Below are 26,305 nucleotides of genomic sequence, written 5' to 3'. Positions count from 1 at the left end.
CCGTCTGAATGCACGGTGCCGGCAAGGGGCCAGATTCCCCGCCCCAGCGCGCCCGACACAAAAACAAGAACCGGGAGAGATGGATGATGCGCAAGTTGTTGATGCTGTTCTGCCTGCTGAGCCCGTTGGCCTGGGGTAATGAGCAGGATGCCCGGCATCTGGGGGAGCTGAGCAGCCATAGCCGCCTGCTCTGCGCCAGTGCCATGGTCTACTTCAATCCAGAGGAGCGCGAGCCCGACCCCCGCGCCCTGAAAGCGACCTTCTACCACCTCAACACCCTGAACCGGCTTATCGTCCAGCTCGGCAATCCGGAGTCGCTGCAACGTCCGGTGCAGACCATGGAAAAGTTGTTCAATACACTCGACCGCCTGCCGCGCGATCAGGCGCCCCGCTTCCCGGAGCTGGTAGGCCAGTTGCTGGAGCAGGAACGGGGCCTGGAGCAAGCCGCCCAGGCAATCTCCGCAAGCATGAAGCAAGATTCGGCAGCCGACCCTGGAGCGCTATTCAACGCGCAGAGCCAGGCACTGGCCAGCGTGCTGCTGGACTATCAGCTGCGCGCCTATCCCTTGCCCAACAAGCTGGACTTCGCGCTGCCCGAAGCGCAGGCGGCGGGCCTGGATGCCGACATCGAACAGCGCTTCGACCAATTGCTCGCTGGCCATCCGGAACACACCGAGGTGCTGGGCAAGGCCCGGACCAACTACCGCTTCGTGCGCGCCCAGCTACAGCAAGGCGGCGGCCGCACCCATGGCGGTGCCGAGTTCTATCTCAGCCGCGCGGCCGACGATCTCGACGAGCTGGCGGCGACCCTGAACTAGGCAGCGACCCGCACCAACCGAGCTGCCGAGGGGAGAGTTCCACGAAGCAGCTCGGAGCACACCGGATCAGCGGCCGCCAGCTTCGATCTGGATGCGATCAGCACGGCATTCGCTGCGATCCCGCGCACGACTCGCGGCGAACTGCCCATCGACGACACCGACCAGGCTGTCAGCCTGCTTCAGCTCACGGGGCAGGGCGACACGAATCTCCTGCAGGTGCTGACCGCTGCAAATGAGCAGGAAGTTGTTCTGCGCATCGCGGCTGCCAAAGTCCTTCTCCACGCGCTCGTAGAAAACGCGCTTCGAAATGGCACCGCCAATATTGGCAACGACGTACTGCCCCGCCGCCGACTGGTCCAGCTGGCGCACCAGGTCCACCGCGCGACGGAAGTAGGCGTCGTCGTCCATCTGCCTCTGGCAGACTCCGTGCTTGTCCCACTGGTAGCGGCCGAAACTGGTGCCATAGCGGAAGTTCGGCATCCACGGGCGGACATAGGCCAGTGTGTCCGAGCTGAGCTTGAGATCAGGCCCGGCGCAGTGGCCGTAGCGCGTGCCGCAGGATTGTCGATTGGGCCAGAGGCCATGCAGGGTCAGGTGGGAGATTTGCAGCTCACCGGACTCCAGGCCCTCGCATTCGGGCTTGCTGCCCTTGTAGGACGCGTGCTCGCAGAAGCCCGGCTGCCAGGTGGCCGCCAGCACGTAGCCGTCATGCTGGTCGGGCAGGCTGCAGATGTCGCCGCCGCTTTCGGTCTTCGCGGGCTTTCCGGTATTGAACACCAGTCCCTCAACGGCCCCGCAACCGGCCGCAACCCAGCGCAGCGGCGTGTCACTGCCCGGAATGCGGATTCGCAGCCAGTCGTAATCGCCTTTGTTGACCTCCACCACTTCGTAGCGCTGGCCCGGCTCTACCTTGAGGTCGTCCGGATTGCTCTGCTTGCGGATGGACTGGAAAGCCTCGCAACGCTGGCTGGCGACGAAGCTGCCCTGGGCAGGCTCGGCCCAGGCGGCGAAGGACGGCCAGAGGCCGAAAAGCCCCGTGAGCAGGGCTGCAAGCGGGGCTTTCATGGTGACTCCTGTCAGCGGAAGACCGGGGCGCTTGTCGCCCCGGCGGGTCAGACGGCGACCGGCGCCTTGATGTGCGGGTGTGCCTGGTAGCCCACCAGTTCGAAGTCCTCGAACTTGAAGGCGAGCAGGTCCTTCACGTCCGGGTTGATCTTCATGGTCGGCAACGGCAGCGGCTCGCGGGTGAGCTGCAGGTCGGTCTGTTCGATGTGGTTGGCGTAGAGGTGACAGTCGCCGCCGGTCCAGATGAACTCGCCCGGCTCCAGATCGCAGACCTGGGCCACCATCAGGGTCAACAAGGCATAGCTGGCGATGTTGAAGGGCACGCCAAGGAAGATATCGGCGGAGCGCTGGTACAGCTGGCAGCTCAGCTTGCCGTTGGCCACGTAGAACTGGAACAGCGCGTGGCAGGGCGGCAGTGCCATCTCGTCCACCAGGGCTGGGTTCCAGGCGGAAACGATCAGCCGGCGCGAGTCCGGGCTCTTCTTGATCATCTCCACAACCTTGGTGATCTGGTCGATGGACTCGCCATTGGGGGCCGGCCAGGAGCGCCACTGGTAGCCGTAGACCGGCCCGAGGTTGCCCTCTTCGTCGGCCCATTCGTCCCAGATGGAGACGCCGTTGTCCTTCAGGTACTTGATGTTGGTGTCGCCCTGGAGGAACCACAGCAGCTCATGGACGATGGATTTCAGGTGGCACTTCTTGGTGGTCACCATGGGGAAGCCTTCGGCCAGGTCGAAGCGCATCTGGTGGCCGAACACGCTGTAAGTGCCGGTACCGGTGCGGTCGCTCTTGAAGGTGCCGGTCTCGCGCACGCGGCGCATCAGGTCGAGATACTGTTTCATCAGACGACTCCTTGGGCAGCCTGGCGGCGATGGGCCCAGATAATCAGGGCGATGCCGCCGACGATCATCGGCAGGCAGAGAAGTTGGCCCATGGTCAACCAGCCGAAGGCCAGGTAACCGAGTTGGGCGTCCGGTACGCGGACGAACTCCACCACGAAGCGGAAAATGCCGTAGAACAGCGCGAACATGCCGGAAACGGCCATGGTCGGGCGGGGTTTGCGCGAATAGAACCAGAGGATGGCGAACAGCGCCACGCCTTCCAGGGCGAACTGGTACAGCTGCGACGGATGGCGCGGCAGCTGGGCCGGATCAGTGGGGAAGATCATCGCCCAGGGCAGGTCGGTGGCCTTGCCCCAGAGCTCGGCGTTGATGAAGTTGCCGATGCGGCCGGCGCCCAGTCCGATGGGGACCAGCGGCGCGATGAAGTCCATCAACTGGAAGAAGCTCTTGTTGTTGCGCTTGCCGAACCAGAGGGTGGCCAGCATCACGCCGATCAGGCCGCCGTGGAACGACATGCCGCCCTTCCAGACTTCGAGGATCAGCAGCGGATTGGCGATGTACGCCGACAGATCGTAGAACAAGACGTAACCAAGGCGACCGCCGGCGATGACGCCGAGGGCGACCCAGAACACCAGGTCGGAGAGTTTTTCCTTGCTCCAGGTGGGGTCGAAGGCCTTCAGGCGGCGCGAGGCCAGCCACCAGGCACCCCCGATGCCGATGAGGTACATCAGGCCGTACCAGTGGATCTTCAGCGGGCCGATAGCCAGCGCTACCGGATCGATCTGGGGATAAGCCAGCATCACAGCTCCTTAGATCAGGAAGTTCAGGCCCACTGACAGCAGCAGCAGGGCGAACAGGCGCTTCAGCAGGCGCGGCGATAGCCTATGGGCCAGGCGCGCACCGAAGCGGGCGAAGAACATGCTGGTGGCGGCAATGCCGACCAGCGCCGGAAGGTAGACGAAGCCAAAGCTGTAGGGCGGCAGGTTGGCGTTGTTCCAGCCCAGCAGCATGAACGACAACGCGCTCGCCGCGGCAATCGGCAGCCCGCAGGCCGCGGAGGTGGCCACAGCCTGCTGGATGGGTACGCTGCGCCAGGTCAGGAAGGGCACGGTCAGGGAGCCGCCACCGATCCCGAAGATGGCCGAAGCCCAGCCAATCACCACGCCTGCCAGGGTCAGGCCCGGCTTGCCAGGAACCTCGCGACTGGCCTTGGGCTTCAGGTCCAGGCCCATCTGGATGGCTACCAGTATGGCGAAGACACCGATGATCTTCTGCAACATCGGGCCCTGGATCGCCGCGGCGGTCAGCGAACCGAAGCCGGCGCCGATGAGGATGCCGACGGCCATCCAGGCGAAGATCGGCCAGCGCACCGCACCTTTGCGGTGATGCTCGCGCACCGAGTTGATCGAGGTGAAGATGATGGTGGCCAGGGAGGTGCCAACTGCCAGGTGCGTGAGGATGCCGGGATCGAATCCTTGGGCGGTGAAGCTGAATACCAGCACCGGCACGATTATCATGCCGCCGCCGACACCAAACAGCCCGGCCAGCACTCCGGCGCAGGCGCCGAGCACCAGGTAGAGCAGGAATTCCATGGACACCCCCGAAAACAAAGCGGCATGTTAACGGAAGGCTGTTTCTGGCTCCACCGCGTGGAGATGGACGTTCGACGGAAGCTGCCGATAACCCGGAAGTAGACATTTGCAGCTGATGTAGTTTTCCTACCGGCTGCTACACTCCGGCTCATAAAAAGGAGACGACTCCATGTGCCTGATCGTATTCGCATGGCGCCCCGGACACGAAGTCCCGCTGGTGCTCGCTGCAAACCGAGATGAATTCTACGCACGTCCCACACTGTCCATGGCGAACTGGGAAGACGCACCTGGCGTGATCGCTGGGCGCGATCTGGAAGCCGGAGGTACCTGGCTCGGCGCCGGGCCCAAAGGCCGCTTCGCCGCCCTCACCAATATCCGAGACCCCCGAACGCCCCCGGTCGGCCGCACCCGTGGCGAGCTCTGCGTGCAGTTCCTGCGCGGAACCATGGGGCCGGGAGAGTTCCTCGAGGATGCGCTGCGCCGGGCTAACGACTACTCGGGGTTCAACCTGCTGGTGGGAGACGACCGTGAGCTGTGGTTCCTCAACCCGCGCAGTGGCGGCCCGATCAACCTCAAGCCGGGCATCTATGGCGTCTCCAACGCCGATCTGGATACGCCCTGGCCCAAGGTCGAGCGCGGCAAGGCAGCCATCGCCGAATGCCTGAACCCGCCCTCGACCGATGCCCTGCTCAACCTGCTGCACGACCCGGAGGTCGCGCAGGACCACATCCTGCCGGACACCGGCGTGGGACTGAACACCGAGCGCATGCTCTCCAGCGTGTTCATCGCGACCCGCACCTACGGCACCCGCGCCAGTTCGGCCCTGATTGTCCGCGCCGACGGCAGCCGTGAACTGGTGGAGCGCAGCTATGGGCCCTACGGCGTGAAGCTGGGGGATGTGCGGATGGAACTGAAGGACTAGCCCCGCACCCTGTGGGATGGATTTAGTTCGGTCTGAACCCGTAGGGTGCGCTGTGCGCACCGACTTCGGGATCAGCTCCGACACCCCGTCCAAACGCCGGTGCGCACGGCGCACCCTACCGGATTGGCTACACTGAAGGACTGATCGCCCAAGGTGGGGGGATTCCCTGCCCCCACACCCGCCAGGTAGGAGCGAGCTCTGCTCGCGAACCAGGCCGTGAAAAGCCTTCGCGAGCAGAGCTCGCTCCTACTGATTAAGCGCTTCGCAGAAACGACAAAGGCCACCCGAAGGTGGCCTTTGTATTTTCAGCACTGGATCAGGCGGCCTGGGTGGCAGCAGGTTTCCAGCTGGAGGAAGCGGCTTCCTCGGCCATAGTTTCCATCGCCTGCTGGATGGCGCGCTTGCGACGCTCCTCGGCCCGGCGGGTGAAGAACCAGGCGAAGAAGGTGAACAGCGAGACGGTCAGCAGGATCAGGCTGGCCACGGCGTTGATCTCCGGCTTCACGCCCAGACGCACGGCGGAGAAGACTTCCATCGGCAGGGTGGTAGAACCGGGACCGGAGACGAAGCTCGCCAGTACCAGATCGTCCAGGGACAGGGCGAAGGACATCATGCCGCCTGCCGCCAGGGACGGCGCGATCATCGGAATAGTGATCAGGATGAACACCTTCCACGGACGCGCGCCCAGGTCCATGGCCGCTTCTTCGATGGACAGGTCCAGCTCACGCAGCCGCGCCGACACCACGATGGCCACGTAGGCCGAGCAGAAGGTGGTATGGGCGATCCAGATGGTGACGATGCCACGCTCCTGGGGCCAGCCGATCAGTTGCGCCATGGCCACGAAGAGCAGCAGCAGCGACAGACCGGTGATCACCTCGGGCATTACCAGCGGCGCGGTGACCATGCCGCCGAACATCGTGCGGCCACGGAAACGCGGGATGCGGGTCAGCACGAAGGCGGCCAGGGTACCCAGGGCCACAGCGGCAACCGCGGTGTAGATGGCGATCTCCAGGGAGCGGCCCACCGAGTTCATCAGCTGGGTGTTGTCCAGCAGACCCACGTACCACTTCACCGACCAGCCGCCCCAGACCGTCACCAGCTTGGAGGCGTTGAACGAGTAGATCACCAGGATGACCATCGGCAGGTAGATGAACAGCAGGCCTGCCCACAGCATCAGGTTGGAGAAACTGAAGCGTTTCATACTTTGCCCTCCAGTTCCTTCGCCCAGCTTCTGGATGGAGAGTCGGTTGAAGAGAATGATGGGCACGATCCGAACAGATGATTCATACCTTGCCCTCCAGCTCTTTGGCCTGGTTACGGTTGAAGAGAATGATGGGCACGATCAGGATCGCCAGCATCACCACTGCCAGGGCGGACGCCACCGGCCAGTCGCGGTTGTTGAAGAACTCCTGCCACAGCACCTTGCCGATCATCAGGGTCTCCGGGCCGCCGAGCAGTTCCGGGATCACGAATTCGCCAACCACTGGGATGAACACCAGCATGGAGCCGGCGATGATGCCGTTCTTCGACAGCGGCACGGTGATCTTCCAGAAGCTGTTGAACGTGCTCGAACCGAGGTCCGAAGCAGCCTCCAGCAGGCTCGGGTCATGCTTCACCAGGTTGGCGTAGAGCGGCAGGATCATGAACGGCAGGTACGAATAGACGACACCGATGTACACAGCCAGGTTGGTGTTGAGGATCTGCAGCGGCTCGTCGATCAGGCCAAGTCCCATCAGGAAGCTGTTGAGCAGGCCGTTGTTGCTGAGGATGCCCATCCAGGCGTAGACGCGGATCAGGATCGCAGTCCAGGTCGGCATCATGATCAACAGCAGCAGCACGGTCTGCGCTTCCTTGCTGGCGCGGGCGATGGCATAGGCCATCGGGTAGCCGATCAACAGGCACAGCAACGTGCTGAGGAAGGCGACCTTCAACGAGCCCAGGTAGGCCGCCAGGTACAGCTCGTCCTCGTTGAGGATCAGGTAGTTGCCCAGGTTGAGGACGAGTTGCAGCTGGTTGTCCGCCCAGGTGTAGATATCCGTGTACGGCGGGATCGCCACGTCGGCTTCGGCGAAGCTGATCTTCAGCACGATGGCGAAGGGCAGCAGGAAGAACAGGAACAGCCAGAAGAACGGCACCCCGATAACGAGATGTCGGCCGGTGGGTATCAGTTTTTTCAGTTTGGGAATTTTCATGACCGCAGCACCACGCCGCTGTCGTCTTCCCACCAGACGAAGACTTCGTCATCCCAGGTCGGACGGGCGCCACGGCGCTCGGCGTTGGCGACGAAGGACTGGACGACCGAGCCGTTCGGCAGCTTGACGTAGAACACCGAGTGACCGCCCAGGTAGGCGATATCGTGGACTCGGCCGCGCGACCAGTTGTACTCGCAGGTCGGCTGTTCGGTGGTCACCAGCAGCTTCTCCGGGCGCAGTGCGTAGGTGATGCGCTTGTCCTGCACCGAGGTGGTCACGCCGTGGCCGACGTAGATCGGGCGCTCCAGTTGCGGGCAGGCGATCAGCGCATGGGCCTCGTAGTCTTCCACCACTTCGCCGTCGAAGAGGTTGACGTTGCCGATGAACTCGCACACCAGGCGGCTGATGGGCGTCTCGTAGATATCCACAGGGCTGCCGATCTGCTCGATGCAACCCAGGTGCATGATCGCGATGCGCTGGGCCATGGTCATGGCCTCTTCCTGGTCGTGGGTCACCATCACGCAGGTCACGCCCACGCGCTCGATGATCTCCACCAGCTCCAGCTGCATCTGCGAACGCAGTTTCTTGTCCAGGGCGCCCATGGGCTCGTCGAGCAGCAGCAGCTTCGGACGCTTGGCCAGGGAGCGGGCCAGGGCCACGCGCTGACGCTGGCCACCAGACAGCTGGTGCGGCTTGCGCTTGGCGAACTGGGTCATCTGCACGAGCTTGAGCATCTCGTTGACGCGCTCGTCGATCTCGGCGGCCGGGAGCTTGTCCTGTTTGAGTCCGAAGGCGATGTTCTGCGCAACAGTCATATGCGGGAAGAGCGCATAGGACTGGAACATCATGTTGATCGGGCGCTCGTAAGGCGGCATGTCGGTGATGTCGACGCCATCGAGGAAGATGCGCCCTTCAGACGGTCGCTCGAAGCCCGCGAGCATCCGCAGCAAGGTTGATTTACCCGAACCGGAACCGCCGAGGAGAGCGAAGATTTCGCCCTTCTTGATGTCCAGGGACACGCTGTCCACGGCCACCGTCTCGTCGAACTTCTTGGTTACCCGGTCGATCTTTACCAGCACCTCTTTGGGTTGCTGGTTGCCCTCAAGGGCTTTCTTGTAGGCACCGGAGGCTATTGCCATTACCACACTCCCAGAAATTGCTACCCGACCACCGCGGTCGGGCGGGTTTGTACAGCATGGGCGTGAATCAGGCTCCCTGCCTGATACCGCCTGGGTTGATCCGACGCGCCCGCCACACTACAGGCGCGCCGGTTTTGCATCATTTGCCCGACTTGACCTTGGTCCAGCTGCGGGTCATCAGCCGCTGGACCTTCGGCGGCAGTTCCGCCGAAACATAGAGCTTGTCCAGCACCGCTTGTGGCGGGTAGACGGACTCATCGGTGCGCACTTCCTGATCCATGAACTCTCCAGCCTTGAGGTTGGGGTTCGCATAGCCGACGTAATCGCTGACCTTGGCGATCACTTCAGGCTTGAGCAAATAGTTGATGAAGGTGTGGGCTTCCTTGGCGTTCGCCGCATCGACCGGAATGGCCAGCATGTCGAACCAGAGGTTGCCGCCTTCTTTCGGGATCGCGTAGGCGATCTGGATGCCCTTGCCAGCTTCCTCGGCGCGAGAGGCGGCCTGGAAGATGTCACCGGAGAAACCGGCGGCGACGCAGATGTCGCCATTGGCCAGGTCGCCGATGTACTTGGACGAGTGGAAGTAGGTCACGTAGGGACGTACCGCCATCAGCTTCTCTTCGGCCTTCTTGTAGTCGTCCGGGTTGGTGCTGTTGGGGTCCAGGCCCATGTAGTTCAGCACGGCGGGGATCATCTCATCGGCCGAGTCGAGGAAGGCCACGCCGCACTGGCTGAGCTTCTTGATGTTCTCGGGTTCGAAGATCGCCGCCCACGAATCGATGTGGTCGACGCCGAGCGCGGCCTTGACCTTCTCGACGTTGTAGCCGATGCCGTTGGTGCCCCAGAGGTAGGGAACGGCGTACAGGTTGCCCGCGTCGTTACGCTCAAGCTGCTTGAGCAGGTTGGGGTCCAGGTTCTGCCAATTGGGCAGCTGGCTGCGGTCGAGTTTCTGGAACGCGCCCGCCTTGATCTGTTTGCCGAGGAAGTGGTTGGACGGCACGACCACGTCGTAACCGGTACGGCCCGCCAGCAACTTGCCTTCCAGGGTTTCATTGGAGTCGAAGACGTCATACACCGGCTTGATGCCGGTTTCCTTCTGGAAATCCGCCAGGGTGGTCTCGCCGATGTAGTCCGACCAGTTGTAGATATGCACCGTCTGATCCGCTTGGACCTGGGACACCAGGGTCAGGGTGGCGGCGGCAGTGATCATCATCTTGCGGATGGGGAAGTGCACAGGTTCGTCCTCTTCTGTTATCCGGCGGAGCCGGAAGAAGCCCGGGTCATTCCAGCAACCGGGGCCAGTCAACTCGCGGTGTTGCGCAGCGCGGTCCGGGCACCGGCGGGGATGTCCCCGCCGGGCACGGCAGCCGTGCTTACTTGCCCGACTTGATGGTGGTCCAGGTACGGGTCATGGCGCGTTGCACCTTGGACGGCAGGTCCGGGAAAGCGTAGAGCTTGGCCATGGTGTCCGCGGTCGGGTAGATGCCCGGGTCCTTGCGGATCGCCTCGTCAACCAGCGCGGTGGCAGCAGCGTTGCCGTTAGGGAACTGCACCTCGTTGGTGATCTCGGCCATGATTTCCGGCTTCATCAGGAAGTTCATGAACGCATAGGCGGCTTCGGTGTTCGCGGCATCAGCCGGAATGGCGACCATGTCGAAGAAGGTACCGGCGCCTTCTTTCGGAATGTTGTAGGCGACCGTCACGCCACCCTTGGCCTCTTCGGCGCGGGACTTGGCCTGGTACACGTCACCCGAGTAGCCGACCGCCACGCAGAGGTTGCCGTTGGCCAGGTCGGAGATGTACTTGGAGGAGTGGAAATAGGTGATGTGCGGACGGATCTTGAGGAACAGCGCCTCGGCTTCCTTCAGCTGCTTCGGGTCCTGGCTCAGCGGATCGTGGCCCAGGTACTTCAGCGCGATCGGCAGGATCTCGGTCGGCGAGTCGAGGAAGGAAACGCCGCAGGCCTTCAGCTTCTCGATGTTTTCCGGCTTGAACAGCAGGTCCCAGGAATCGACCGGGGCGTTATCGCCCAGTACGGCCTTGACCTTCTCCGGGTTGTAGCCGATGCCGATGGAGCCCCACATGTAGGGGAAGGCGTACTGGTTACCCGGATCGGAGACTTCGACGGTCTTCAGCAGGTTCGGGTCCAGGTTCTTCCAGTTCGGCAGCTTGGACTTGTCCAGCGGCTGATAGACCTTGGCCTTGATCTGCTTGGCGAGGAAGTTGTTGGAGGGCACCACGATGTCGTAGCCCGACTTGCCGGCCAGCAGCTTGGCTTCAAGGGTCTCGTTGGAGTCGAAGACGTCGTAGACGACCTTGATGCCGGTTTCCTTGGTGAACTTCTCGACCGTATCCGGCGCGATGTAGTCCGACCAGTTGTAGACGTGCAGCACTTTGTCGTCAGCCTGGGCCATGCCAGCCACGGCGCCCGCCAGGGTCATGGCGAGCAGGGTCTTGCCGAAGGTTTTGATCATGCGGGTAGCTCCATTTTTGTTGAAGTGTCCGAGTGGCGTCGTACCGAATACGTCACCACTCGGTGAGCCTGGCCAACGCACCGGCGAAGTCTGGCAAGGTAGAGGGCTTGCTTACAACAGGCGGCGTCCCTAAATGCCACCATCAAGCCCTCTTTTTCTTAGCCTTTGACTTCAGCCAGGGTGAGGTCCAGGCACTTGCGTGCCTTGGTCACCAATTCGTCGACTTCATCTTTGCTGATCACCAGCGGCGGCGAGATGATCATGGTGTCACCCACCGCACGCATGATCAGGCCGTTGCGGAAGCAGTGCTCACGGCACAGCATCCCCACACCACCGGCGAAGCGTTCACGGGTCTGCTTGTTCTTGACCAGTTCCAGCGCCGCCACCATGCCGACACCGCGCGCTTCGCCCACCAACGGATGGTCGGCCAGCTCCTGCCAGCGCTGCTGCAAATACGGTGCCGTTTCGGCCTTCACCTTCTCGACGATCTTCTCTTCGCGGAGGATGCGGATGTTCTCCAGCGCAACCGCCGCCGCCACTGGATGACCAGAGTAGGTGAAGCCGTGGTAGAACTCCCCACCCTCATTCAGGGTATGGACGATCTCGTCACGGACAATCACGCCGCCCATGGGGATGTAGCCCGAGGTCAGGCCCTTGGCGATCGGCATCAGGTCCGGGGCGTTGCCGTAGTACTGGCTGCCGAACCATTCGCCGGTGCGGCCGAAGCCGCAGATCACTTCGTCGGCGATGAACAGGATGTCGTACTTGGCGAGGATCTCGCGGATCTTCGGCCAGTAGGTTTCCGGCGGGACGATCACGCCGCCGGCACCCTGGATGGGTTCGGCGATGAAGGCAGCGATCTTGTCCTCGCCCACTTCGAGAATCTTCTTCTCCAGTTGCTCGGCAGCCCAGACACCGAATTCGGCCGGTGCCATGTCGCCGCCCTCGCCGAACCAGTAGGGCTGGGCGATGTGCTCGATGCCCGGAATCGGCAGGTCACCTTGCTCGTGCAGGGCCTTCATGCCACCGAGGCTGACACCGGCAACGGTGGAGCCGTGGTAGCCGTTCCAACGGCCGATGACGACTTTCTTCTGCGGCTGCCCCTTGATCGCCCAGTAGTGGCGAACCATGCGCAGCACGGTGTCGTTGGCTTCCGAACCGGAACCGGTGAAGAACACGTGGTTCATGCCTTCCGGCGCGATCTCGGCGATCGCCTTGGAGAGTTCCACCGCCGGCGGATGCGCGGTCTGGAAGAACAGGTTGTAGAAGGGCAGTTCACGCATCTGCCGGGTAGCCGCCTGGACCAGCTCCTCGCGGCCGTAGCCGACGTTGACGCACCACAGGCCGGCCATGCCATCGAGGATCTTGTTGCCTTCGCTATCCCAGATGTACACGCCTTCGGCCTTGGTGATGATCCGCGCACCCTTGGCGTTCAGCGCCTTGTAGTCGGTGAACGGCGGCAGGTGGTGGTCACGACCGAGCGCTTGCCATTCAAGGGTCTTGGGGTTGGTCACTTGGCTATTCATTTCGTTTCCTCAATAAACACACATCTGGAGGGCCGGCCGAGGCGGCCGGCCTCCGTTGCAAATCAGACAGAGAGCAGCAGGAACTCACGCTCCCAGGAGCTGATCACCCGTTTGAAGTTCTCATGCTCGGCACGCTTGACCGCCACATAGGCCGTCACGAACTTGCCGCTCAGGTATTTTTCGATGTCCCGGCACGACTCCATGCGTTCCAGCGCCGCCTCGAGGGTCAGCGGCAGGCGCAGGTTGCGGCGCTCGTAGCCACGCCCCTTGACCGGTGCACTTGGCTTCACGCCTTCCACCATGCCGATGTAACCGCACAGCAGGCTGGCGGCGATGGCCAGATAAGGGTTGGCGTCAGCGCCGGCCAGGCGGTTTTCCACACGACGGTTCTGCGGACCCGCATCCGGAACGCGCAGGCCCACGGTGCGGTTTTCCTCACCCCATTCCACGTTCACCGGCGCGGAGGTATCCGGCAGGAAGCGGCGGAAGGAGTTCACGTTCGGCGCGAACAGCGGCAGGACCTCGGGGATGAACTTCTGCAGACCGCCGATGTGGCTCAGGAACAGTTCGCTCATGGAGCCGTCATCGTTGGAGAAGATGTTCTTCCCGGTGTTGATGTCGATCACGCTCTGGTGCAGGTGCATGGCGCTGCCCGGCTCGTCGGTGATCGGCTTGGCCATGAAGGTCGCTGCCACGTTGTGCTTGAGGGCGGCCTCACGCATGGTGCGCTTGAACACCAGGATCTGGTCCGCGAGGTCGAGGGCATCGCCATGACGGAAGTTGATTTCCATCTGCGCGGGGCCTTCCTCGTGGATCAGGGTATCGAGGTCCAGGTCCTGCATCTCGCACCAGTCGTACATGTCCTCGAACAGCGGGTCGAATTCGTTCGCCGCATCGATGGAGAAGGACTGGCGGCCGGTTTCCGGGCGGCCCGAGCGACCCAGCGGGGCCTGCAGCGGGAAGTCAGGGTCGTCGCAGCGCTTGGTCAGGTAGAACTCCATTTCCGGCGCGACGATGGGCTTCCAGCCTTTATCTGCGTAAAGCTTGAGCACCTTCTTCAGGAGGTTGCGCGGGGACAGCTCGATCGGGTTGCCCTGCTTGTCGAAGGTGTCGTGGATAACCATGGCGGTGGGCTCGATGGCCCAGGGCACCAGGTAGACGGCGGCCTGGTCCGGACGGCAGAACATGTCGATGTCCGCGGGGTCCAGCAGCTCGTAATAGATGTCGTCTTCAACATAGTCGCCGGTCACGGTCTGCAGCAGCACGCTCTCGGGGAGGCGCATGCCCTTCTCGTCCAGGAACTTGTTGGTCGGCGAAATTTTACCGCGGGCAATACCGGTAAGATCGCTGATCATGCATTCAACTTCGGTGATTTTGCGTTCTTTCAGCCAGCTGGTCAGCTGGTCGAGCTTGGTAGTCATAAAGACCTCAGGGTTGAGAGCTTCACTAGAAGGCATTCAGCAGGTTCGTGGCATTTCACGCCCATCGAGGCACCGCCGCGATCAGTACAGTCCGAACTGCGCGACACGGCAACTTCGCCGGTTTCCTGAAGAGTTCTCCCGCTCAGCGATTCCCCGCCTTCTCCCTGCAAGCCTCACCAAAGGCCTGGAAGATGGCGAGATAGTTCGGGTTGGTCTGCACTTGCCACTCGGGATGCCACTGCACTCCGAGGGCAAAGCTCCTGGCGCCTTCGACCGAAAAGGCCTCGACCAACCCATCAGGCGCCAGAGCCTCTACACGCAGGCCCGGCGCCAGACGTTCAACGCCCTGGCCATGAATGGAGTTGACTAGAATCTCGGACGGCAAGCCGATGCCGTCGAGCACGCCACCCGATTGCACCTGAAGCGGGTGCCGGGGAGCGTATTGCACCTCGAACGGCTCGTCGGCCGGCTCGCGGTGGTCCATGAATCCTTCTACTAGATGCACGCGCTGGTGCAGGGTGCCGCCAAAGGCCACATTCATTTCCTGGAAACCACGGCAAATGCCCAGAACAGGAATACCGGCGGCGATGGCCGCACGGACCAGAGGAAGAGTAGTGCGATCCCGGGCGGGATCGTGACGAGTGCCGGGCTCGGATGCGGGGCCTTGATAATGATGGGGCTCCACGTTCGACGGGGAGCCGGTAAAGAGAAGACCGTCCAGGCTGGCCAGGAGCGTCGCTTGGTCCATCAGTTCAGCCAGGGCCGGAATTACCAGCGGAATTCCACCGGCTCCGACCGCTACCGCACGCAGATACTTCTCACCAGCTATATGATAGGTCTGAGGACCGATCTCTCTGGTGCAAGCGGATACGCCGATCAACGGCAGGCGAGACATGAGACACCCGTATTATTTGTCTGATTTGGGTTTCGACCGAGCTTAGCGTTGTTCATTTTTTTACACAATAGGGCTGTAAAAAATTGAACACGCCCCGCTGAGCACCGCAGCCGATAAGGTTCGGAGAGAGGTTCGGATGCCCCAGAACGCCCAAAAACTGGCCATCGAGCCCATTTTTGGGGCAAAATAGGGCTCGCTTGACATCAAGGGGTGATTCGGATTGACTCACACCTTAGATAGAGCGTGATTGATATTTTTAACAAAAAAGGTGTTGCATCATGTCGGTACCCCCGCGTGCCGTTCAGCTTCAAGAAGCGAACGAGTTCCTTAAGGAGCATCCTGAGGTCCAGTTCGTCGACCTGTTGATTGCAGATATGAATGGAGTGGTGAGAGGCAAGCGAATCGAACGCGCCAGCCTGACCAAAGTCTACGAGAAAGGCATCAACCTCCCCGCTTCGATCTTCGCTCTCGATATCAACGGTTCCACAGTCGAAAGCACCGGCCTCGGCCTGGACATCGGCGACGCAGACCGCATCTGCTATCCCATCCCCAGCACCCTCAGCGACGAACCCTGGCAAAAGCGCCCGACCGCGCAACTGCTGATGACCATGCATGAGGTCGAAGGCGAAGGCGAACCCTTCTTCGCCGACCCACGCGAGGTCCTGCGTCGTGTGGTGGAAAAGTTCGATGACCTCGGCCTGACCATCTGCGCCGCTTTCGAGCTGGAGTTCTACCTGATCGACCAGGAGAACATTAATGGCCGTCCGCAGCCGCCGCGTTCGCCCATCTCGGGCAAGCGACCGCAGTCGACCCAGGTGTACCTGATCGACGACCTCGACGAATACGCCGACTGCCTGCAGGACATCCTCGAAGGTGCCAAGGTCCAGGGCATCCCGGCCGACGCCATCGTCAAGGAAAGCGCCCCGGCCCAGTTCGAAGTCAACCTGCACCATGTCGAAGACGCCCTGAAGGCCTGCGACTACGCCGTGCTGCTCAAGCGCCTGATCAAGAACATCGCTTACGACCATGAGATGGACACCACCTTCATGGCCAAGCCCTACCCGGGCCAGGCGGGCAACGGTCTGCACGTGCATATCTCGCTGATCGACAAGAAGACCGGCAAGAACATCTTCACCTCAGATGATCCCGAGCAGAACGCCGCTTTGCGTCACGCGGTCGGCGGTGTGCTCGAGACCATGCCTGCGTCCATGGGCTTCCTGTGCCCGAACGTGAACTCCTACCGCCGTTTCGGCGCGCAGTTCTACGTACCGAACGCGCCGAGCTGGGGCCTGGACAACCGCACCGTGGCGGTCCGCGTACCCACTGGCAGTTCGGATGCCGTACGCATCGAGCACCGCGTGGCCGGTGCCGACGCCAACCCCTACCTGATGATGTCGGCCATCCTGGCCGGTATTCACCATGGACTGACCAACAAGATCGAGCCGAGCACGCCTATCGAAGGCAACTCTTACGAGCAGTTGGAGCAGAGCCTGCCGAACAACCTGCGCGATGCCCTGCGCGAGCTGGACGACAGCGAAGTCCTGGCCAAGTACATCAGCCCGGATTACATCGACATCTTCGTTGCCTGTAAGGAAAGCGAGCTGGAGGAGTTCGAACACTCCATCTCCGACCTCGAGTACAACTGGTACCTGCATACCGTGTAAGCGAGTCCACAACGCCGGCCCCAGGGCCGGCGTTGTTGTATCTGCAACCTTTGCAACACCCGGCGCGGCGCGTCATTCCGGCTGCCGACGCCTTGCGGCACCCGCACGCCTGAACAAACAGAACCCGCATGCTCTACCAGGGAGGACGTCATGCCCCGTTTGCTCGCCCCACTGTTGCTCGCATTGCTCCCCGCACTGGCCCAGGCCGAAGACCTGATCCGTGTCTACAACTGGAACGACTACATCGCCCCGGAGGTGCTGGAAGCGTTCCAGAAAGAGACCGGCATCAAGGTCGATTACCGCACCTTCAGCAGCGCCGATGAACTGAACAAGGCGCTGGCCAGCGGCGAGCCCATCGACGTTGCCGTGCCTTCCCATAACGACCTGCCCCGGCTGATCAAGGAAGGTCGTCTGCAGCCCCTGGACTTCGCCCGCCTGCCCAACCGCCAGCACCTGGACAAACAGCTGCTGAGCAAGCTGGCTGCGATGGACCCGAACAACCAGCACGCCGTCCCCTATCTCTGGGGCGCCGTCGGCCTGGCCGTGAACACTCCCCAGGCGGAAAAGGCTTTCGGCGGCCCGCTGCCCCACAGCTGGAGCCTGCTGTTCGATGCCGAGCAGAGCGCACGCCTCGGCCAGTGCGGCATCAGCCTGCTGGACGCCCCCGACGAAACCCTCGCCGTGCTGCTCAACTACCAGGGCCGCAACCTTGCCCGCAGTGCGCCGAGCCGCCTCAAGCGCAGCGCCGAGACCCTCAGCGGACTGCGACCGAACCTGCGCTACATCGACAGCGAGCGTTACATCGCCGACCTCAACGCCGGCAAGCTCTGCGTCGCCATGGCCTGGGTCGGTGACGCCCTGAACGCCGCCGCTGCCGGCCAGCCGGTGACCTTCATGGTCCCGGACGAAGGCTCGGTGCTGTTCATCGACAACCTGGCGATTCCCACCAGCGCCAACCGCGCCGACCTCGCACACAGGTTCATCGACTTCATGCTGCGCCCGCAGGTCGCGGCCAAGGTCACCGGCGCGACCCTTTATCCCAGCGGCAACGCCGACGCCCGCCAGTACCTGGACGAGTCCCTGCGCAACCAGACGGGCCTGTACCCGGACAAGGACACCAAGCGGCGCCTGTTCCCGGTTGAGCCCGTGCCGGAGAAACTCAGTGCCACGCGTGATGAGGTGTGGACGGCCTTCCGCGAAGGCAACAAGTAGCCGGTAGGGTGCGCCGCGCGCACCAGAATGCGCGTGCAACCACCCCCGGTGCGCACGGCGCACCCTACAGCGAATTCCAATCGCGATCGGTGTCCACCGCTGCGCGTTCGCTTGCCCCGACCCGGTCGCCTGGCGTCCAATAGCGGCTCTTCGGAAAGGAGCTACCCATGCCGCGCCACGCCACCGCTCGCAAGCCCCGCGCCAGCAGCCAGCTGCGCATCGCCGGGATTCTCGACGCCGCCCGCACCCTGCTCGCGGAACAGGGAGTGGCCAACCTGTCGATCTACAGCGTCGCCGAGCGCGCGGAAATGCCGCCCTCCTCCGTCTACCACTTCTTCTCCAGCGTCCCGGCGATCCTCGAAGCCCTCACCGCGGATATCCACGCGGCTTTCCGCGCCTGCCTCCAGGAGCCCATCGAACACGAAGGCCTGCGCCACTGGCACGACCTGTCGCGACTGGTGGAGGAACGGATGTTGTCGATCTACGGTGCCGACGCCGCTGCGCGCCAGCTGATCCTCGCCCAGCATGGTCTCACCGAAGTCACCCAGGCCGACCGCCAGCACGACATCGAACTGGGACGGCTCATGCATGCCCTGTTCGAACGCCACTTCGAGCTGCCGGCGCTGCCCGAGGATGTCGATGTCTTCGCCCTGGCCATGGAACTGGGCGACCGCGTCTACGCCCGTTCGGTGCAGCTGCACGGCGAAATCACCCCGCGCCTGGCCGAGGAAGGCATGCGTGTGTTCGATGCCTACCTGGGTTTGTACCTGCCGCCTTACCTGCCGAAGCGAGCGGCGCTGCGGGAAATCTGAGCCGATACAAATCCGATATTTATCCGCAAATAAATCGAAATTCCGACTTCGATAGATAAATCTCGCTTTGAAAGCAGATTTTTATCGGCTATAAAGTCGCCATCCGCACGGCGGCACACTCCGCCAGCACGGAAAAACCACCGATTGCCGATAGATATCCGGCAACCGGCTCTTATTCGTACTGACGAGGTGTTTCATGTCCCGCATCGTTACCGTCGCCGCCACGCAGATGGCCTGTTCCTGGAATCGCGGCGCAAATATCGCCAACGCTGAAAAACTGGTTCGCCAGGCTGCCGCCAAGGGCGCGCAGATCATCCTGATCCAGGAACTCTTCGAGACCCCTTACTTCTGCCAGAAGCCGAACCCGGACTACCTGCAGCTGGCGACGTCGACCGAGACCAACGAAGCCATCGCGCATTTCCAGAACATCGCCCGTGAGCTGCAGGTTGTGCTGCCCATCAGCTACTTCGAGCAGGCCGGCCGCGCACGCTTCAACAGCATCGCCATCATCGATGCCGACGGCTCCAACCTCGGCGTCTATCGCAAGAGCCACATCCCGGACGGCCCCGGCTACCACGAGAAGTACTACTTCAACCCGGGCGACACCGGCTTCAAGGTCTGGAACACCCGCTACGCCAAGATCGGCGTGGGCATCTGCTGGGACCAGTGGTTCCCGGAAGCCGCGCGCAGCATGGCCCTGCTGGGCGCCGAAATCCTCTTCTACCCGACCGCCATCGGCAGCGAGCCGCACGACGCCAACATCACCTCCCGTGACCACTGGCAGCGCGTACAGCAGGGCCATGCCGGCGCCAACCTGATGCCGCTGGTGGCATCCAACCGCATCGGCAAGGAAGAACAGGACGGCTACGACATCACCTTCTACGGCTCCTCCTTCATCGCCGACCAGTTCGGTGCCAAGGTCCAGGAACTGAACGAAACCGAGGAAGGCATCCTGGTACACAGCTTCGACCTGGACCGCCTGGAGCACGTGCGCAGCGCCTGGGGTGTGTTCCGCGACCGTCGCCCGAACCTATACTCCCCGATCAAGACCCTGGACGGCTCCCTCGAGTCCTGACAGTTAAAACAGGGGCCAGCCTGATGGCGATGCACTGTTCGCCAGCAGGCTGGCCCCTGCCCCATTCCATACCGATGGTGGATCGATGAACACTCTGAACAGCCTCCCCCGCGACGACGGCTTCCGCATGCCGGCCGAGTGGGAACCCCATACCCGCACCTGGATGGTCTGGCCGGAGCGCCCGGACAACTGGCGCCTTGGCGGCAAGCCCGCGCAAGCGGCCTTCACCGCTGTGGCCAAGGCCATTTCCCGCTTCGAGCCGGTGACCGTCTGCGTCTCCGCCGGCCAGTACGAGAACGCCCGCGCGCGCCTCGACGAACCAAACATCCGCGTCGTGGAAATCAGCACCGACGACGCCTGGGTCCGCGATACCGGCCCGACCTTCGTGGTCAACGACAATGGCGACGTCCGCGGCGTGGACTGGACCTTCAACGCCTGGGGCGGCTTCGATGGCGGCCTCTACTTCCCCTGGAACCGCGACGACCAGGTGGCGCGCAAGGTCCTCGAGATCGAAGGCAGCAAGCGCTACCGCACCGATGGTTTCGTGCTGGAAGGTGGCTCGATCCACGTGGACGGCGAAGGCACCCTGATCACCACCGAAGAATGCCTGCTGAACAAAAACCGCAACCCGCACCTTTCCCGTGAAGAAATCGAGGCGGTGCTGCGCGAGCAACTGGCGGTGCAGACCGTGATCTGGCTGCCGGTTGGCCTCTACAACGACGAAACCGACGGCCACGTGGACAACTTCTGCTGCTACGTCCGCCCGGGCGAAGTCCTGCTGGCCTGGACCGACGATCCGCACGACCCGAACTTCCCGCGCTGCCAGGCCGCCATGAAGGTGCTGGAGCACGCCCGCGACGCCAAGGGCCGCCAGCTGGTGGTGCACAAGATGCCGATCCCCGGCCCGATCTACGCCACCGAGGAAGAATGCGCGGGCGTGGACCTGGTGGAAGGCACCCAGGAACGCGATCCGTCGATCCGCCTGGCCGGGTCGTACGTGAACTTCCTGATCGTCAACGGCGGCATCGTTGCGCCCAAATTCGACGACGCCAAGGACGCCACGGCCGAAGCCATCCTCAAGCGCGTCTTCCCACAGCATGAAGTGGTGATGGTGCCCGGCCGCGAGATCCTCCTCGGCGGCGGCAACATCCACTGCATCACCCAGCAACAACCGGCGCCGCAAAAGCGTTGAGTGAGGCTGGATAAAAACGAACCCCCGCAGATGCGGGGGTTTGTTTTTGTAGGGGCGAATTCATTCGCCAAGGGCAGCGCAGCTGCCCCCCTGATGCCTTGCAGGGCAGACCTTCGGCCTGCTTGGCGAATGAATTCGCCCCTACAACATCGATTCGCTCCCACAGATCAGCATCACAGCTTGGCGATCGACACCTCGGTGGATTTCACGAAGGCGATCACCTCGGAACCCACACCCAGCTCCAACTCACGTACGGAGCGGGTGGTGATGACGGAGGTGACGACGCCGGCGGCGGTCTGCACGTCGATCTCGGAAAGCACCGGGCCCTCGATGATTTCCTTGATGGTGCCCTTGAACTGGTTACGGACGTTGATGGCTTTGATGGTCATGGCGGTTATTCCTTTGCTCGGGGGTATGGGTTTGGGTCAAAGCGCCCAACGCAATTGCGTGGGCAGAGGGGAAACGGGTTCAGGTTCCGGTGGCGCGGCCGGGAGTGACAGCACCCGGTCCAGTACTTCGGCTTCCAGCGCAGCCAGGCGCGCCGAGCCACGGGCTCGCGGACGCTGCAACTCGACCGGCAGATCGAGGCCGATGGTGCCTTCCTCGATCAGGATCACCCGGTCGGCAACGGCCACTGCCTCGTTCACATCGTGGGTCACCAGCAAGACGGTAAAACCGTGCTGCTGCCACAGGCGCTCGATCAGTTGCTGCATCTCGATGCGGGTCAGCGCATCCAGCGCCCCCAGCGGTTCGTCCAGCAGCAGCAGGCGCGGCTGGTGGATCAGCGCGCGGGCCAGGGCCACACGCTGCTTCTGGCCACCGGAAAGCGCTGCCGGCCACTCCTGTGCACGGTCGGCCAGGCCCACCGCTTCCAGGGCTTCCAGGGCGCGCGGGCGCCAGTCGCCGGAGAGGCCCAGGCCAACGTTGTCGATCACCCGCTTCCAGGGCAGCAGGCGCGCATCCTGGAACATCAGCCGGGTGTCCTCGCGGGCGTCTTCCAGCGGCGCCGAGCCGGCCAGCAGTTCGCCACGGGAAGGCTGATCCAGCCCGGCCAACAGCCGCAGCAGGGTGCTCTTGCCGCAGCCACTGCGACCGACCACGGCGACGAACTGGCCGGCCGGAATCAGCAGGTCGATACCCTTGAGCACCTCGCGCTCGCCAAAGGCCTTGCCGATACCGCGCAGCGCCAGCGGGATACCGCGCTTGAGGCGTTGTGGAGCCTGGGCGGCGGTCATGCGGCACCTCCCTTGGCCTGGTAGGCCGGGTGCCAGCGCAGCCAGATGCGTTCCAGGCCACGGGCGGCGACGTCGGCCAACTTGCCGAGCACCGCGTAGAGCAGGATCGCCAGCACAACCACATCGGTCTGCAGGAACTCGCGGGCATTCATCGCCAGGTAGCCGATACCGGAGCTGGCGGAAATCGTCTCGGCGACGATCAGCGTCAGCCACATGAAGCCGAGGGCGAAGCGCACGCCCACCAGGATCGAAGGCAGCGCGCCGGGCAGGATGACCTGGCGGAACAGGGCGAAGCCTGACAGGCCATAGCTACGCGCCATTTCCACCAGCGCCGGGTCGACGTTGCGGATGCCGTGATAGGTGTTGAGGTAGATGGGGAACAGGGTGCCGAGGGCGACCAGGAAAATCTTCGCCGACTCATCGATGCCGAACCACAGGATCACCAGCGGAATCAGCGCCAGGTGCGGCACGTTGCGGATCATCTGCACCGAGCTGTCCAGCAAGCGCTCGCCCCACTTCGACAGGCCGGTGATGAAGCCCAGCAGCAGGCCGAGGCCGCCGCCGATGGTGAAGCCGATACCCGCGCGCCAGCCACTGATGGCCAGGTGGGTCCAGATCTCACCGCTGGACAGCAGGTCCCAGCCCGCCGTCAGCACCGCGCTCGGCGCCGGCAGGATGCGGGTGGAGAGCAGGCCGGTGACCACCGCGACCTGCCAGATCGCCAGCAGCACCACGGGCAAGGCCCAGGGCGCCAGGCGCAGAAGTATGGATTCGAGTTTCATCCCCGCGCCCTCAGCTCTGCGATGCCAGCTTGGCTTCGGGCAGCGCTTCGTTGGCGACCATCTCGCCGAACGGGCTGACGAAACCCAGGCCGTCATTGGTGCGCGGACGGGCCACATCGAGATGGGGGAACAGCAGTTCGGCGACGCGATAGGACTCTTCCAGGTGCGGATAGCCGGAGAAGATGAAGGTGTCGATGCCGAGGTCGGCGTATTCCTTCACCCGCGTGGCCACGGTCGGGCCATCGCCCACCAGCGCCGTACCGGCGCCACCGCGCACCAGGCCAACGCCGGCCCAGAGGTTGGGGCTGACTTCCAGCTTGTCGCGGCGACCGTTGTGCAAGGCGGCCATGCGCTGCTGGCCCACGGAATCGAAGCGTGCGAAGGCAGCCTGCGCCTTGGCGATAGTGGCGTCATCGAGGTTCTCGATCAAACGGTCAGCAGCTGCCCAGGCGGCTTCGTTGGTTTCACGCACGATCACGTGCAGACGAATGCCGAAGCGCACGGTGCGGCCCTGCTTGGCAGCCTTGGCGCGTACCTGTTCGATCTTCTCCTTGACCGCTGCCGGCGGCTCGCCCCAGGTCAGGTACAACTCCACCTGTTCGGCCGCGAGGTCCTGAGCCGCTTCGGAGGAGCCACCGAAGTACAGCGGCGGACGCGGTTGCTGCAGCGGCGGGTAGAACAATTTGGCGCCCTTCACCTGGATGTGCTTGCCGTCGTAGTCGACGGTTTCGCCCTCCAACACACGGCGCCAGATGCGGGTGAACTCCACCGAGGCTTCGTAACGTTCTTCATGGTTCAGGTGCAGGCCATCAGCGGCCAGTTCGTCCGGGTCGCCGCCGGTCACCAGGTTGAACAGCGCGCGGCCACCGGACAGTCGATCCAGGGTCGCTGCCTGGCGCGCGGCCACGGTCGGCGAAATGATCCCGGGACGCAGGGCGACGAGGAATTTCAGGCGCTGGGTCACGGGAATCAGCGAAGCCGCCACCAGCCAGGAGTCCTCGCAGGAACGTCCGGTGGGGATCAGCACGCCGCCGAAGCCGAGACGGTCCGCCGCCTGGGCGATCTGTTGCAGGTAGCCGTGGTCAACGGCACGGGCGCCTTCGGATGTGCCGAGGTAGTGGCCGTCGCCGTGGGTCGGCAGGAACCAGAAGATGTTCAAGCTCATGGAGTCGTCTCCTTAAAAACCTCCCCTCTCCCTATGGGAGAGGGGTTCAAGTCACTGCTGCGCAACCTTGGCGGGCGGCGTCCAGATCACGTCGGCGATGCTGAGTTTTTTCGGGATCAGCTTCAGCGCGGTGAAGGTGTCGGCGATCTTCTGCTGCGCAGTGACGACCTCCGGACTCAGCGGCTGGGCACCGTAGCCCTGGCGCTTCACCGCGATGGAGGTGATGTCCTTGGGCAGGCCAAGAAGCGGCGCAACCTGTTCGGTGACCTTGTCCGGATCGGCCTTGGAGTCCTCGCCAACGGCGCGCACTTCCTCGATCAGGGTGCTGATCACCTGCGGGTGCTTCTGGGCATAGGTGCGGGTGGCCAGGTAGAACTGATGGTTATCCACAAGCCCTTCGCCGTTGCGCAGGGTGCGGGCTTCCAGTTGCTTCTCGGCGGCAGCCTGGAAGGGGTCCCAGATCACCCAGGCATCCACGCTGCCGCGCTCGAAGGCGGCGCGGGCGTCGGCCGGTGGCAGATACACGGGCTGGATATCGCTGTACTTCAGGCCGGCCTCTTCCAGGGCACGCACCAGCAGGTAGTGCACGTTGGAGCCCTTGTTCAGGGCGACCTTCTTGCCGGCCAGTTCCTTCACCGACTGAATGGGCGAACCCTTTTGCACGAGGATCGCTTCGCTCTGCGGGGCCGGCGGCTCATAGGCCACGTAGAGCAGGTCGGCGCCTGCCGCCTGGGCGAATACCGGCGGGGTTTCTCCGGTCACGCCGAAGTCGATGGAACCGACGTTCAGGCCTTCCAGAAGCTGCGGGCCGCCGGGGAATTCGGTCCATTTGACCTCAACGCCCTGTTCGGCCAGGCGCTTCTCGAGCGTGCCCTTGGCCTTGAGCAGCACCAGGGTGCCGTACTTCTGGTAGCCGATCCGCAGGGTTTCGGCCTGTGCTTGAGTGATGGCGCCGAAAGCCAGGGCAGCCGCGAACAGGGCAGCCAGGCTCCGACGCAAAGTGATGGTGCGCATGGCGCTCTCCTCATGACTTTGCTTGTGGTGTCGTTGCCTGCTTCCCGTTGGCGGGTGAGTAAGGCGGGGGTCGTTCAGTGCGCGCGAGGCGCCGGATGAATCAGCGGTTGGGTTGCGGGGTCAGGCGCAGGTACGGCCGGACCGCCTTGTAGCCGCGCGGGAAGCGCTGGCGAATCTCGTCTTCATCCTTGAGCGAGGGAACGATCACCACGTCGTCGCCGTCCTGCCAGTTGGCCGGGGTGGCAACCTTGTGGTTGTCGGTCAGCTGCAGGGAGTCGATCACCCGCAGGATCTCGTTGAAGTTGCGCCCGGTGCTGGCCGGGTAGGTGATGATCAGGCGCACCTTCTTGTTCGGGTCGATGATGAACAGCGAACGCACGGTGAGCGTGTCGTTGGCGTTCGGGTGGATCAGGTCGTACAGGTCGGACACCTGGCGATCGGCATCGGCGATGATCGGAAAGTTAACCAGGGTGCCCTGGGTATCGTTGATGTCCTCGATCCAGCGGTGGTGGGAATCCACCGGGTCGACGGAAAGGGCAATCGCCTTGACCCCGCGAGCGGCGAATTCATCTTTCAGCTTGGCGGTGAAACCGAGCTCGGTGGTGCACACCGGGGTGAAGTCGGCCGGATGCGAGAACAGCACGCCCCAACTGCTGCCCAGCCACTCGTGGAAGCGGATGCGGCCTTCGCTGGATTCCTGTTCGAAGTCGGGGGCGATGTCGCCGAGGCGGATACTCATGGTGCTGCTCCTGTGTCTGGGTGTCGTTCCGTGGGGCTCACTATGCGGAGTCGCGCTGAAAATTAAAAAGAATAAATAACAATTTATTTATGCTTTTTATGAATATTAAATCGCAAGCATGAAAAGACCGGGAAGGCCTCTGGAATGAGGTTCCCGGCTAGTTCATACCCGATCGAACTGTAGGTTGCGGCTGAGCTAAGCGAAGCCCAACACGCGGAGTCGCGAACGACCTCGTTGGGCTTCGCTGCGCTCTGCCCAACCTACAAAAGCCCCTCTCCCCAACCCTCTCCCGGAGGGAGAGGGGGCTGTCCGTGCCGGCGTTCAGGCCAGGCACTTCCCTGTAGGGGCGAATTCATTCGCCAAAGGGCCGCGCAGCGGCCCCGTAGGTTGGTCCGAGCCTGCGAGGCCCAACACGATTAAGCACCGAGCGGAGCCCCACTTCCCTCACCCCAACCCTCTCCCAGAGGGAGAGGGGGCTGTCCGTGAAGTGGCCTAATGATTCTGGACACCCCGATAGGGCGTTAAGCTG

General features: G+C 63.1%; 25 protein-coding genes. 7 read left to right on the top strand and 18 right to left on the bottom strand.

Features of this window, described 5'->3' with window-relative positions; all coding sequences use genetic code 11:
* Positions 1-83: 83 nt before the first annotated feature.
* Entirely contained in the window at positions 84-818 is a 735-nt protein-coding gene (locus MnOB_RS10175) for a hypothetical protein (protein WP_077524103.1), read from the top strand.
* 66 nt (positions 819-884) lie between these two features.
* Here the strand turns inward: MnOB_RS10175 and MnOB_RS10170 are convergent, their stop codons facing one another.
* The 4 genes from MnOB_RS10170 to MnOB_RS10155 are packed head-to-tail and all read right to left on the bottom strand — an operon-like array spanning position 885 to position 4,317.
* Positions 885-1,883, bottom strand: coding sequence for a ribonuclease T2 family protein (locus MnOB_RS10170; RefSeq protein ID WP_077524102.1), 999 nt, complete (start codon positions 1,881-1,883; stop codon positions 885-887).
* Positions 1,884-1,930: 47 nt separating this feature from the next.
* Positions 1,931-2,725, bottom strand: coding sequence for a thymidylate synthase (locus MnOB_RS10165; protein WP_077524101.1), 795 nt, complete (start codon positions 2,723-2,725; stop codon positions 1,931-1,933).
* Positions 2,725-3,525 carry a prolipoprotein diacylglyceryl transferase gene (gene lgt / locus MnOB_RS10160; protein WP_077524100.1) on the bottom strand — a complete coding sequence of 267 codons (801 nt, stop codon included), beginning with the start codon at positions 3,523-3,525 and terminating at the stop codon, positions 2,725-2,727. Before lgt ends, MnOB_RS10165 begins: the two co-directional genes overlap by 1 nt.
* A 9-nt stretch (positions 3,526-3,534) precedes the next feature.
* Positions 3,535-4,317 carry a sulfite exporter TauE/SafE family protein gene (locus MnOB_RS10155; protein WP_077524099.1) on the bottom strand — a complete coding sequence of 261 codons (783 nt, stop codon included), beginning with the start codon at positions 4,315-4,317 and terminating at the stop codon, positions 3,535-3,537.
* A 169-nt stretch (positions 4,318-4,486) separates the two neighbouring features.
* Between MnOB_RS10155 and MnOB_RS10150 the strand changes: the two genes are divergently transcribed.
* Positions 4,487-5,239: an NRDE family protein gene (locus MnOB_RS10150; RefSeq protein ID WP_077524098.1), complete on the top strand. Its 753-nt coding sequence runs from the start codon at positions 4,487-4,489 to the stop codon at positions 5,237-5,239.
* A gap of 316 nt (positions 5,240-5,555) precedes the next feature.
* Here MnOB_RS10150 and MnOB_RS10145 read toward each other — a convergent pair whose 3' ends face one another.
* The 8 genes from MnOB_RS10145 to MnOB_RS10110 all read right to left on the bottom strand — a co-directional run bounded on the left by MnOB_RS10145 (position 5,556) and on the right by MnOB_RS10110 (position 14,886).
* Positions 5,556-6,440 carry an ABC transporter permease subunit gene (locus MnOB_RS10145; RefSeq protein ID WP_077524097.1) on the bottom strand — a complete coding sequence of 295 codons (885 nt, stop codon included), beginning with the start codon at positions 6,438-6,440 and terminating at the stop codon, positions 5,556-5,558.
* Between the two features lie 82 nt (positions 6,441-6,522).
* Positions 6,523-7,431 (bottom strand): ABC transporter permease subunit, encoded by a 909-nt coding sequence (locus MnOB_RS10140; RefSeq protein ID WP_077524096.1) that lies wholly within the window; start codon positions 7,429-7,431, stop codon positions 6,523-6,525.
* Positions 7,428-8,570 (bottom strand): ABC transporter ATP-binding protein, encoded by a 1,143-nt coding sequence (locus MnOB_RS10135; protein WP_077524095.1) that lies wholly within the window; start codon positions 8,568-8,570, stop codon positions 7,428-7,430. The genes MnOB_RS10140 and MnOB_RS10135 overlap by 4 nt, the downstream gene beginning before the upstream one ends.
* Positions 8,571-8,709: 139 nt before the next feature.
* Positions 8,710-9,783, bottom strand: coding sequence for a polyamine ABC transporter substrate-binding protein (locus MnOB_RS10130; protein ID WP_077524238.1), 1,074 nt, complete (start codon positions 9,781-9,783; stop codon positions 8,710-8,712).
* A gap of 160 nt (positions 9,784-9,943) precedes the next feature.
* Entirely contained in the window at positions 9,944-11,044 is a 1,101-nt protein-coding gene (locus MnOB_RS10125) for a polyamine ABC transporter substrate-binding protein (protein ID WP_077524094.1), read from the bottom strand.
* A 158-nt stretch (positions 11,045-11,202) separates the two neighbouring features.
* Positions 11,203-12,570, bottom strand: coding sequence for an aspartate aminotransferase family protein (locus MnOB_RS10120; RefSeq protein ID WP_107504055.1), 1,368 nt, complete (start codon positions 12,568-12,570; stop codon positions 11,203-11,205).
* A gap of 62 nt (positions 12,571-12,632) precedes the next feature.
* Positions 12,633-13,991: a glutamine synthetase family protein gene (locus MnOB_RS10115; protein WP_077524093.1), complete on the bottom strand. Its 1,359-nt coding sequence runs from the start codon at positions 13,989-13,991 to the stop codon at positions 12,633-12,635.
* Between the two features lie 142 nt (positions 13,992-14,133).
* A complete protein-coding gene (locus MnOB_RS10110) occupies positions 14,134-14,886 on the bottom strand; it encodes a gamma-glutamyl-gamma-aminobutyrate hydrolase family protein (RefSeq protein ID WP_077524092.1) in 753 nt (250 codons plus the stop codon).
* Positions 14,887-15,164: 278 nt separating this feature from the next.
* Here MnOB_RS10110 and MnOB_RS10105 point away from each other — a divergent pair, with 278 nt between their 5' ends.
* From MnOB_RS10105 to aguA, 5 genes are all read left to right on the top strand, one after another.
* The gene (locus MnOB_RS10105; protein WP_077524091.1) at positions 15,165-16,550 is read left to right on the top strand and encodes a glutamine synthetase family protein; all 1,386 of its coding nucleotides are present in this window, start codon (positions 15,165-15,167) and stop codon (positions 16,548-16,550) included.
* A 150-nt stretch (positions 16,551-16,700) separates the two neighbouring features.
* Positions 16,701-17,762 (top strand): polyamine ABC transporter substrate-binding protein, encoded by a 1,062-nt coding sequence (locus MnOB_RS10100; protein ID WP_077524090.1) that lies wholly within the window; start codon positions 16,701-16,703, stop codon positions 17,760-17,762.
* Positions 17,763-17,929: 167 nt separating this feature from the next.
* Positions 17,930-18,574: a TetR/AcrR family transcriptional regulator gene (locus MnOB_RS10095; protein ID WP_077524089.1), complete on the top strand. Its 645-nt coding sequence runs from the start codon at positions 17,930-17,932 to the stop codon at positions 18,572-18,574.
* A gap of 196 nt (positions 18,575-18,770) precedes the next feature.
* A complete protein-coding gene (gene aguB / locus MnOB_RS10090) occupies positions 18,771-19,649 on the top strand; it encodes an N-carbamoylputrescine amidase (RefSeq protein WP_077524088.1) in 879 nt (292 codons plus the stop codon).
* Positions 19,650-19,734: 85 nt separating this feature from the next.
* Entirely contained in the window at positions 19,735-20,841 is a 1,107-nt protein-coding gene (gene aguA, locus MnOB_RS10085; protein WP_077524087.1) for an agmatine deiminase, read from the top strand.
* 173 nt (positions 20,842-21,014) lie between these two features.
* Here the strand turns inward: aguA and MnOB_RS10080 are convergent, their stop codons facing one another.
* The 6 genes from MnOB_RS10080 to MnOB_RS10055 all read right to left on the bottom strand — a co-directional run bounded on the left by MnOB_RS10080 (position 21,015) and on the right by MnOB_RS10055 (position 25,776).
* Positions 21,015-21,230, bottom strand: a complete 216-nt coding sequence (locus tag MnOB_RS10080; protein ID WP_016490167.1) for a TOBE domain-containing protein — start codon at positions 21,228-21,230, stop codon at positions 21,015-21,017.
* A 36-nt stretch (positions 21,231-21,266) separates the two neighbouring features.
* Positions 21,267-22,076 (bottom strand): aliphatic sulfonates ABC transporter ATP-binding protein, encoded by an 810-nt coding sequence (ssuB, locus tag MnOB_RS10075; RefSeq protein ID WP_077524086.1) that lies wholly within the window; start codon positions 22,074-22,076, stop codon positions 21,267-21,269.
* Positions 22,073-22,858 (bottom strand): aliphatic sulfonate ABC transporter permease SsuC, encoded by a 786-nt coding sequence (gene ssuC, locus MnOB_RS10070; protein ID WP_077524085.1) that lies wholly within the window; start codon positions 22,856-22,858, stop codon positions 22,073-22,075. Before ssuC ends, ssuB begins: the two co-directional genes overlap by 4 nt.
* 10 nt (positions 22,859-22,868) lie before the next feature.
* A complete protein-coding gene (ssuD, locus tag MnOB_RS10065; protein WP_077524084.1) occupies positions 22,869-24,023 on the bottom strand; it encodes an FMNH2-dependent alkanesulfonate monooxygenase in 1,155 nt (384 codons plus the stop codon).
* A 51-nt stretch (positions 24,024-24,074) separates the two neighbouring features.
* Positions 24,075-25,037 (bottom strand): sulfonate ABC transporter substrate-binding protein, encoded by a 963-nt coding sequence (locus MnOB_RS10060; RefSeq protein ID WP_077524083.1) that lies wholly within the window; start codon positions 25,035-25,037, stop codon positions 24,075-24,077.
* Between the two features lie 100 nt (positions 25,038-25,137).
* The gene (locus MnOB_RS10055) at positions 25,138-25,776 is read right to left on the bottom strand and encodes a peroxiredoxin (RefSeq protein ID WP_077524082.1); all 639 of its coding nucleotides are present in this window, start codon (positions 25,774-25,776) and stop codon (positions 25,138-25,140) included.
* Between the last annotated feature and the right edge of the window lie 529 nt (positions 25,777-26,305).

It is taken from the genome of Metapseudomonas resinovorans (assembly GCF_002003485.1).
In the GTDB taxonomy this organism is placed as follows: domain Bacteria; phylum Pseudomonadota; class Gammaproteobacteria; order Pseudomonadales; family Pseudomonadaceae; genus Metapseudomonas; species Metapseudomonas resinovorans_D.
This window is presented reverse-complemented; position numbering and strand designations above follow the sequence as displayed.

Bases quoted from the DNA above. Each gene is read 5' to 3' on its own strand.
- aguA (WP_077524087.1), top strand. From the start codon at position 19,735: ATGAACACTCTGAACAGCCTCCCCCGCGACGACGGCTTCCGCATGCCG.
- MnOB_RS10125 (WP_077524094.1), bottom strand. From the start codon at position 11,044: ATGATCAAAACCTTCGGCAAGACCCTGCTCGCCATGACCCTGGCGGGC.
- MnOB_RS10100 (WP_077524090.1), top strand. From the start codon at position 16,701: ATGCCCCGTTTGCTCGCCCCACTGTTGCTCGCATTGCTCCCCGCACTG.
- MnOB_RS10140 (WP_077524096.1), bottom strand. From the start codon at position 7,431: ATGAAAATTCCCAAACTGAAAAAACTGATACCCACCGGCCGACATCTC.
- MnOB_RS10080 (WP_016490167.1), bottom strand. From the start codon at position 21,230: ATGACCATCAAAGCCATCAACGTCCGTAACCAGTTCAAGGGCACCATC.
- MnOB_RS10170 (WP_077524102.1), bottom strand. From the start codon at position 1,883: ATGAAAGCCCCGCTTGCAGCCCTGCTCACGGGGCTTTTCGGCCTCTGG.
- MnOB_RS10060 (WP_077524083.1), bottom strand. From the start codon at position 25,037: ATGCGCACCATCACTTTGCGTCGGAGCCTGGCTGCCCTGTTCGCGGCT.
- MnOB_RS10130 (WP_077524238.1), bottom strand. From the start codon at position 9,783: ATGATGATCACTGCCGCCGCCACCCTGACCCTGGTGTCCCAGGTCCAA.
- MnOB_RS10110 (WP_077524092.1), bottom strand. From the start codon at position 14,886: ATGTCTCGCCTGCCGTTGATCGGCGTATCCGCTTGCACCAGAGAGATC.
- ssuC (WP_077524085.1), bottom strand. From the start codon at position 22,858: ATGAAACTCGAATCCATACTTCTGCGCCTGGCGCCCTGGGCCTTGCCC.
- ssuD (WP_077524084.1), bottom strand. From the start codon at position 24,023: ATGAGCTTGAACATCTTCTGGTTCCTGCCGACCCACGGCGACGGCCAC.
- MnOB_RS10105 (WP_077524091.1), top strand. From the start codon at position 15,165: ATGTCGGTACCCCCGCGTGCCGTTCAGCTTCAAGAAGCGAACGAGTTC.
- MnOB_RS10115 (WP_077524093.1), bottom strand. From the start codon at position 13,991: ATGACTACCAAGCTCGACCAGCTGACCAGCTGGCTGAAAGAACGCAAA.
- aguB (WP_077524088.1), top strand. From the start codon at position 18,771: ATGTCCCGCATCGTTACCGTCGCCGCCACGCAGATGGCCTGTTCCTGG.
- MnOB_RS10155 (WP_077524099.1), bottom strand. From the start codon at position 4,317: ATGGAATTCCTGCTCTACCTGGTGCTCGGCGCCTGCGCCGGAGTGCTG.
- lgt (WP_077524100.1), bottom strand. From the start codon at position 3,525: ATGCTGGCTTATCCCCAGATCGATCCGGTAGCGCTGGCTATCGGCCCG.
- MnOB_RS10120 (WP_107504055.1), bottom strand. From the start codon at position 12,570: ATGAATAGCCAAGTGACCAACCCCAAGACCCTTGAATGGCAAGCGCTC.
- MnOB_RS10135 (WP_077524095.1), bottom strand. From the start codon at position 8,570: ATGGCAATAGCCTCCGGTGCCTACAAGAAAGCCCTTGAGGGCAACCAG.
- MnOB_RS10150 (WP_077524098.1), top strand. From the start codon at position 4,487: ATGTGCCTGATCGTATTCGCATGGCGCCCCGGACACGAAGTCCCGCTG.
- MnOB_RS10095 (WP_077524089.1), top strand. From the start codon at position 17,930: ATGCCGCGCCACGCCACCGCTCGCAAGCCCCGCGCCAGCAGCCAGCTG.
- MnOB_RS10145 (WP_077524097.1), bottom strand. From the start codon at position 6,440: ATGAAACGCTTCAGTTTCTCCAACCTGATGCTGTGGGCAGGCCTGCTG.
- MnOB_RS10055 (WP_077524082.1), bottom strand. From the start codon at position 25,776: ATGAGTATCCGCCTCGGCGACATCGCCCCCGACTTCGAACAGGAATCC.
- MnOB_RS10165 (WP_077524101.1), bottom strand. From the start codon at position 2,725: ATGAAACAGTATCTCGACCTGATGCGCCGCGTGCGCGAGACCGGCACC.
- MnOB_RS10175 (WP_077524103.1), top strand. From the start codon at position 84: ATGATGCGCAAGTTGTTGATGCTGTTCTGCCTGCTGAGCCCGTTGGCC.
- ssuB (WP_077524086.1), bottom strand. From the start codon at position 22,076: ATGACCGCCGCCCAGGCTCCACAACGCCTCAAGCGCGGTATCCCGCTG.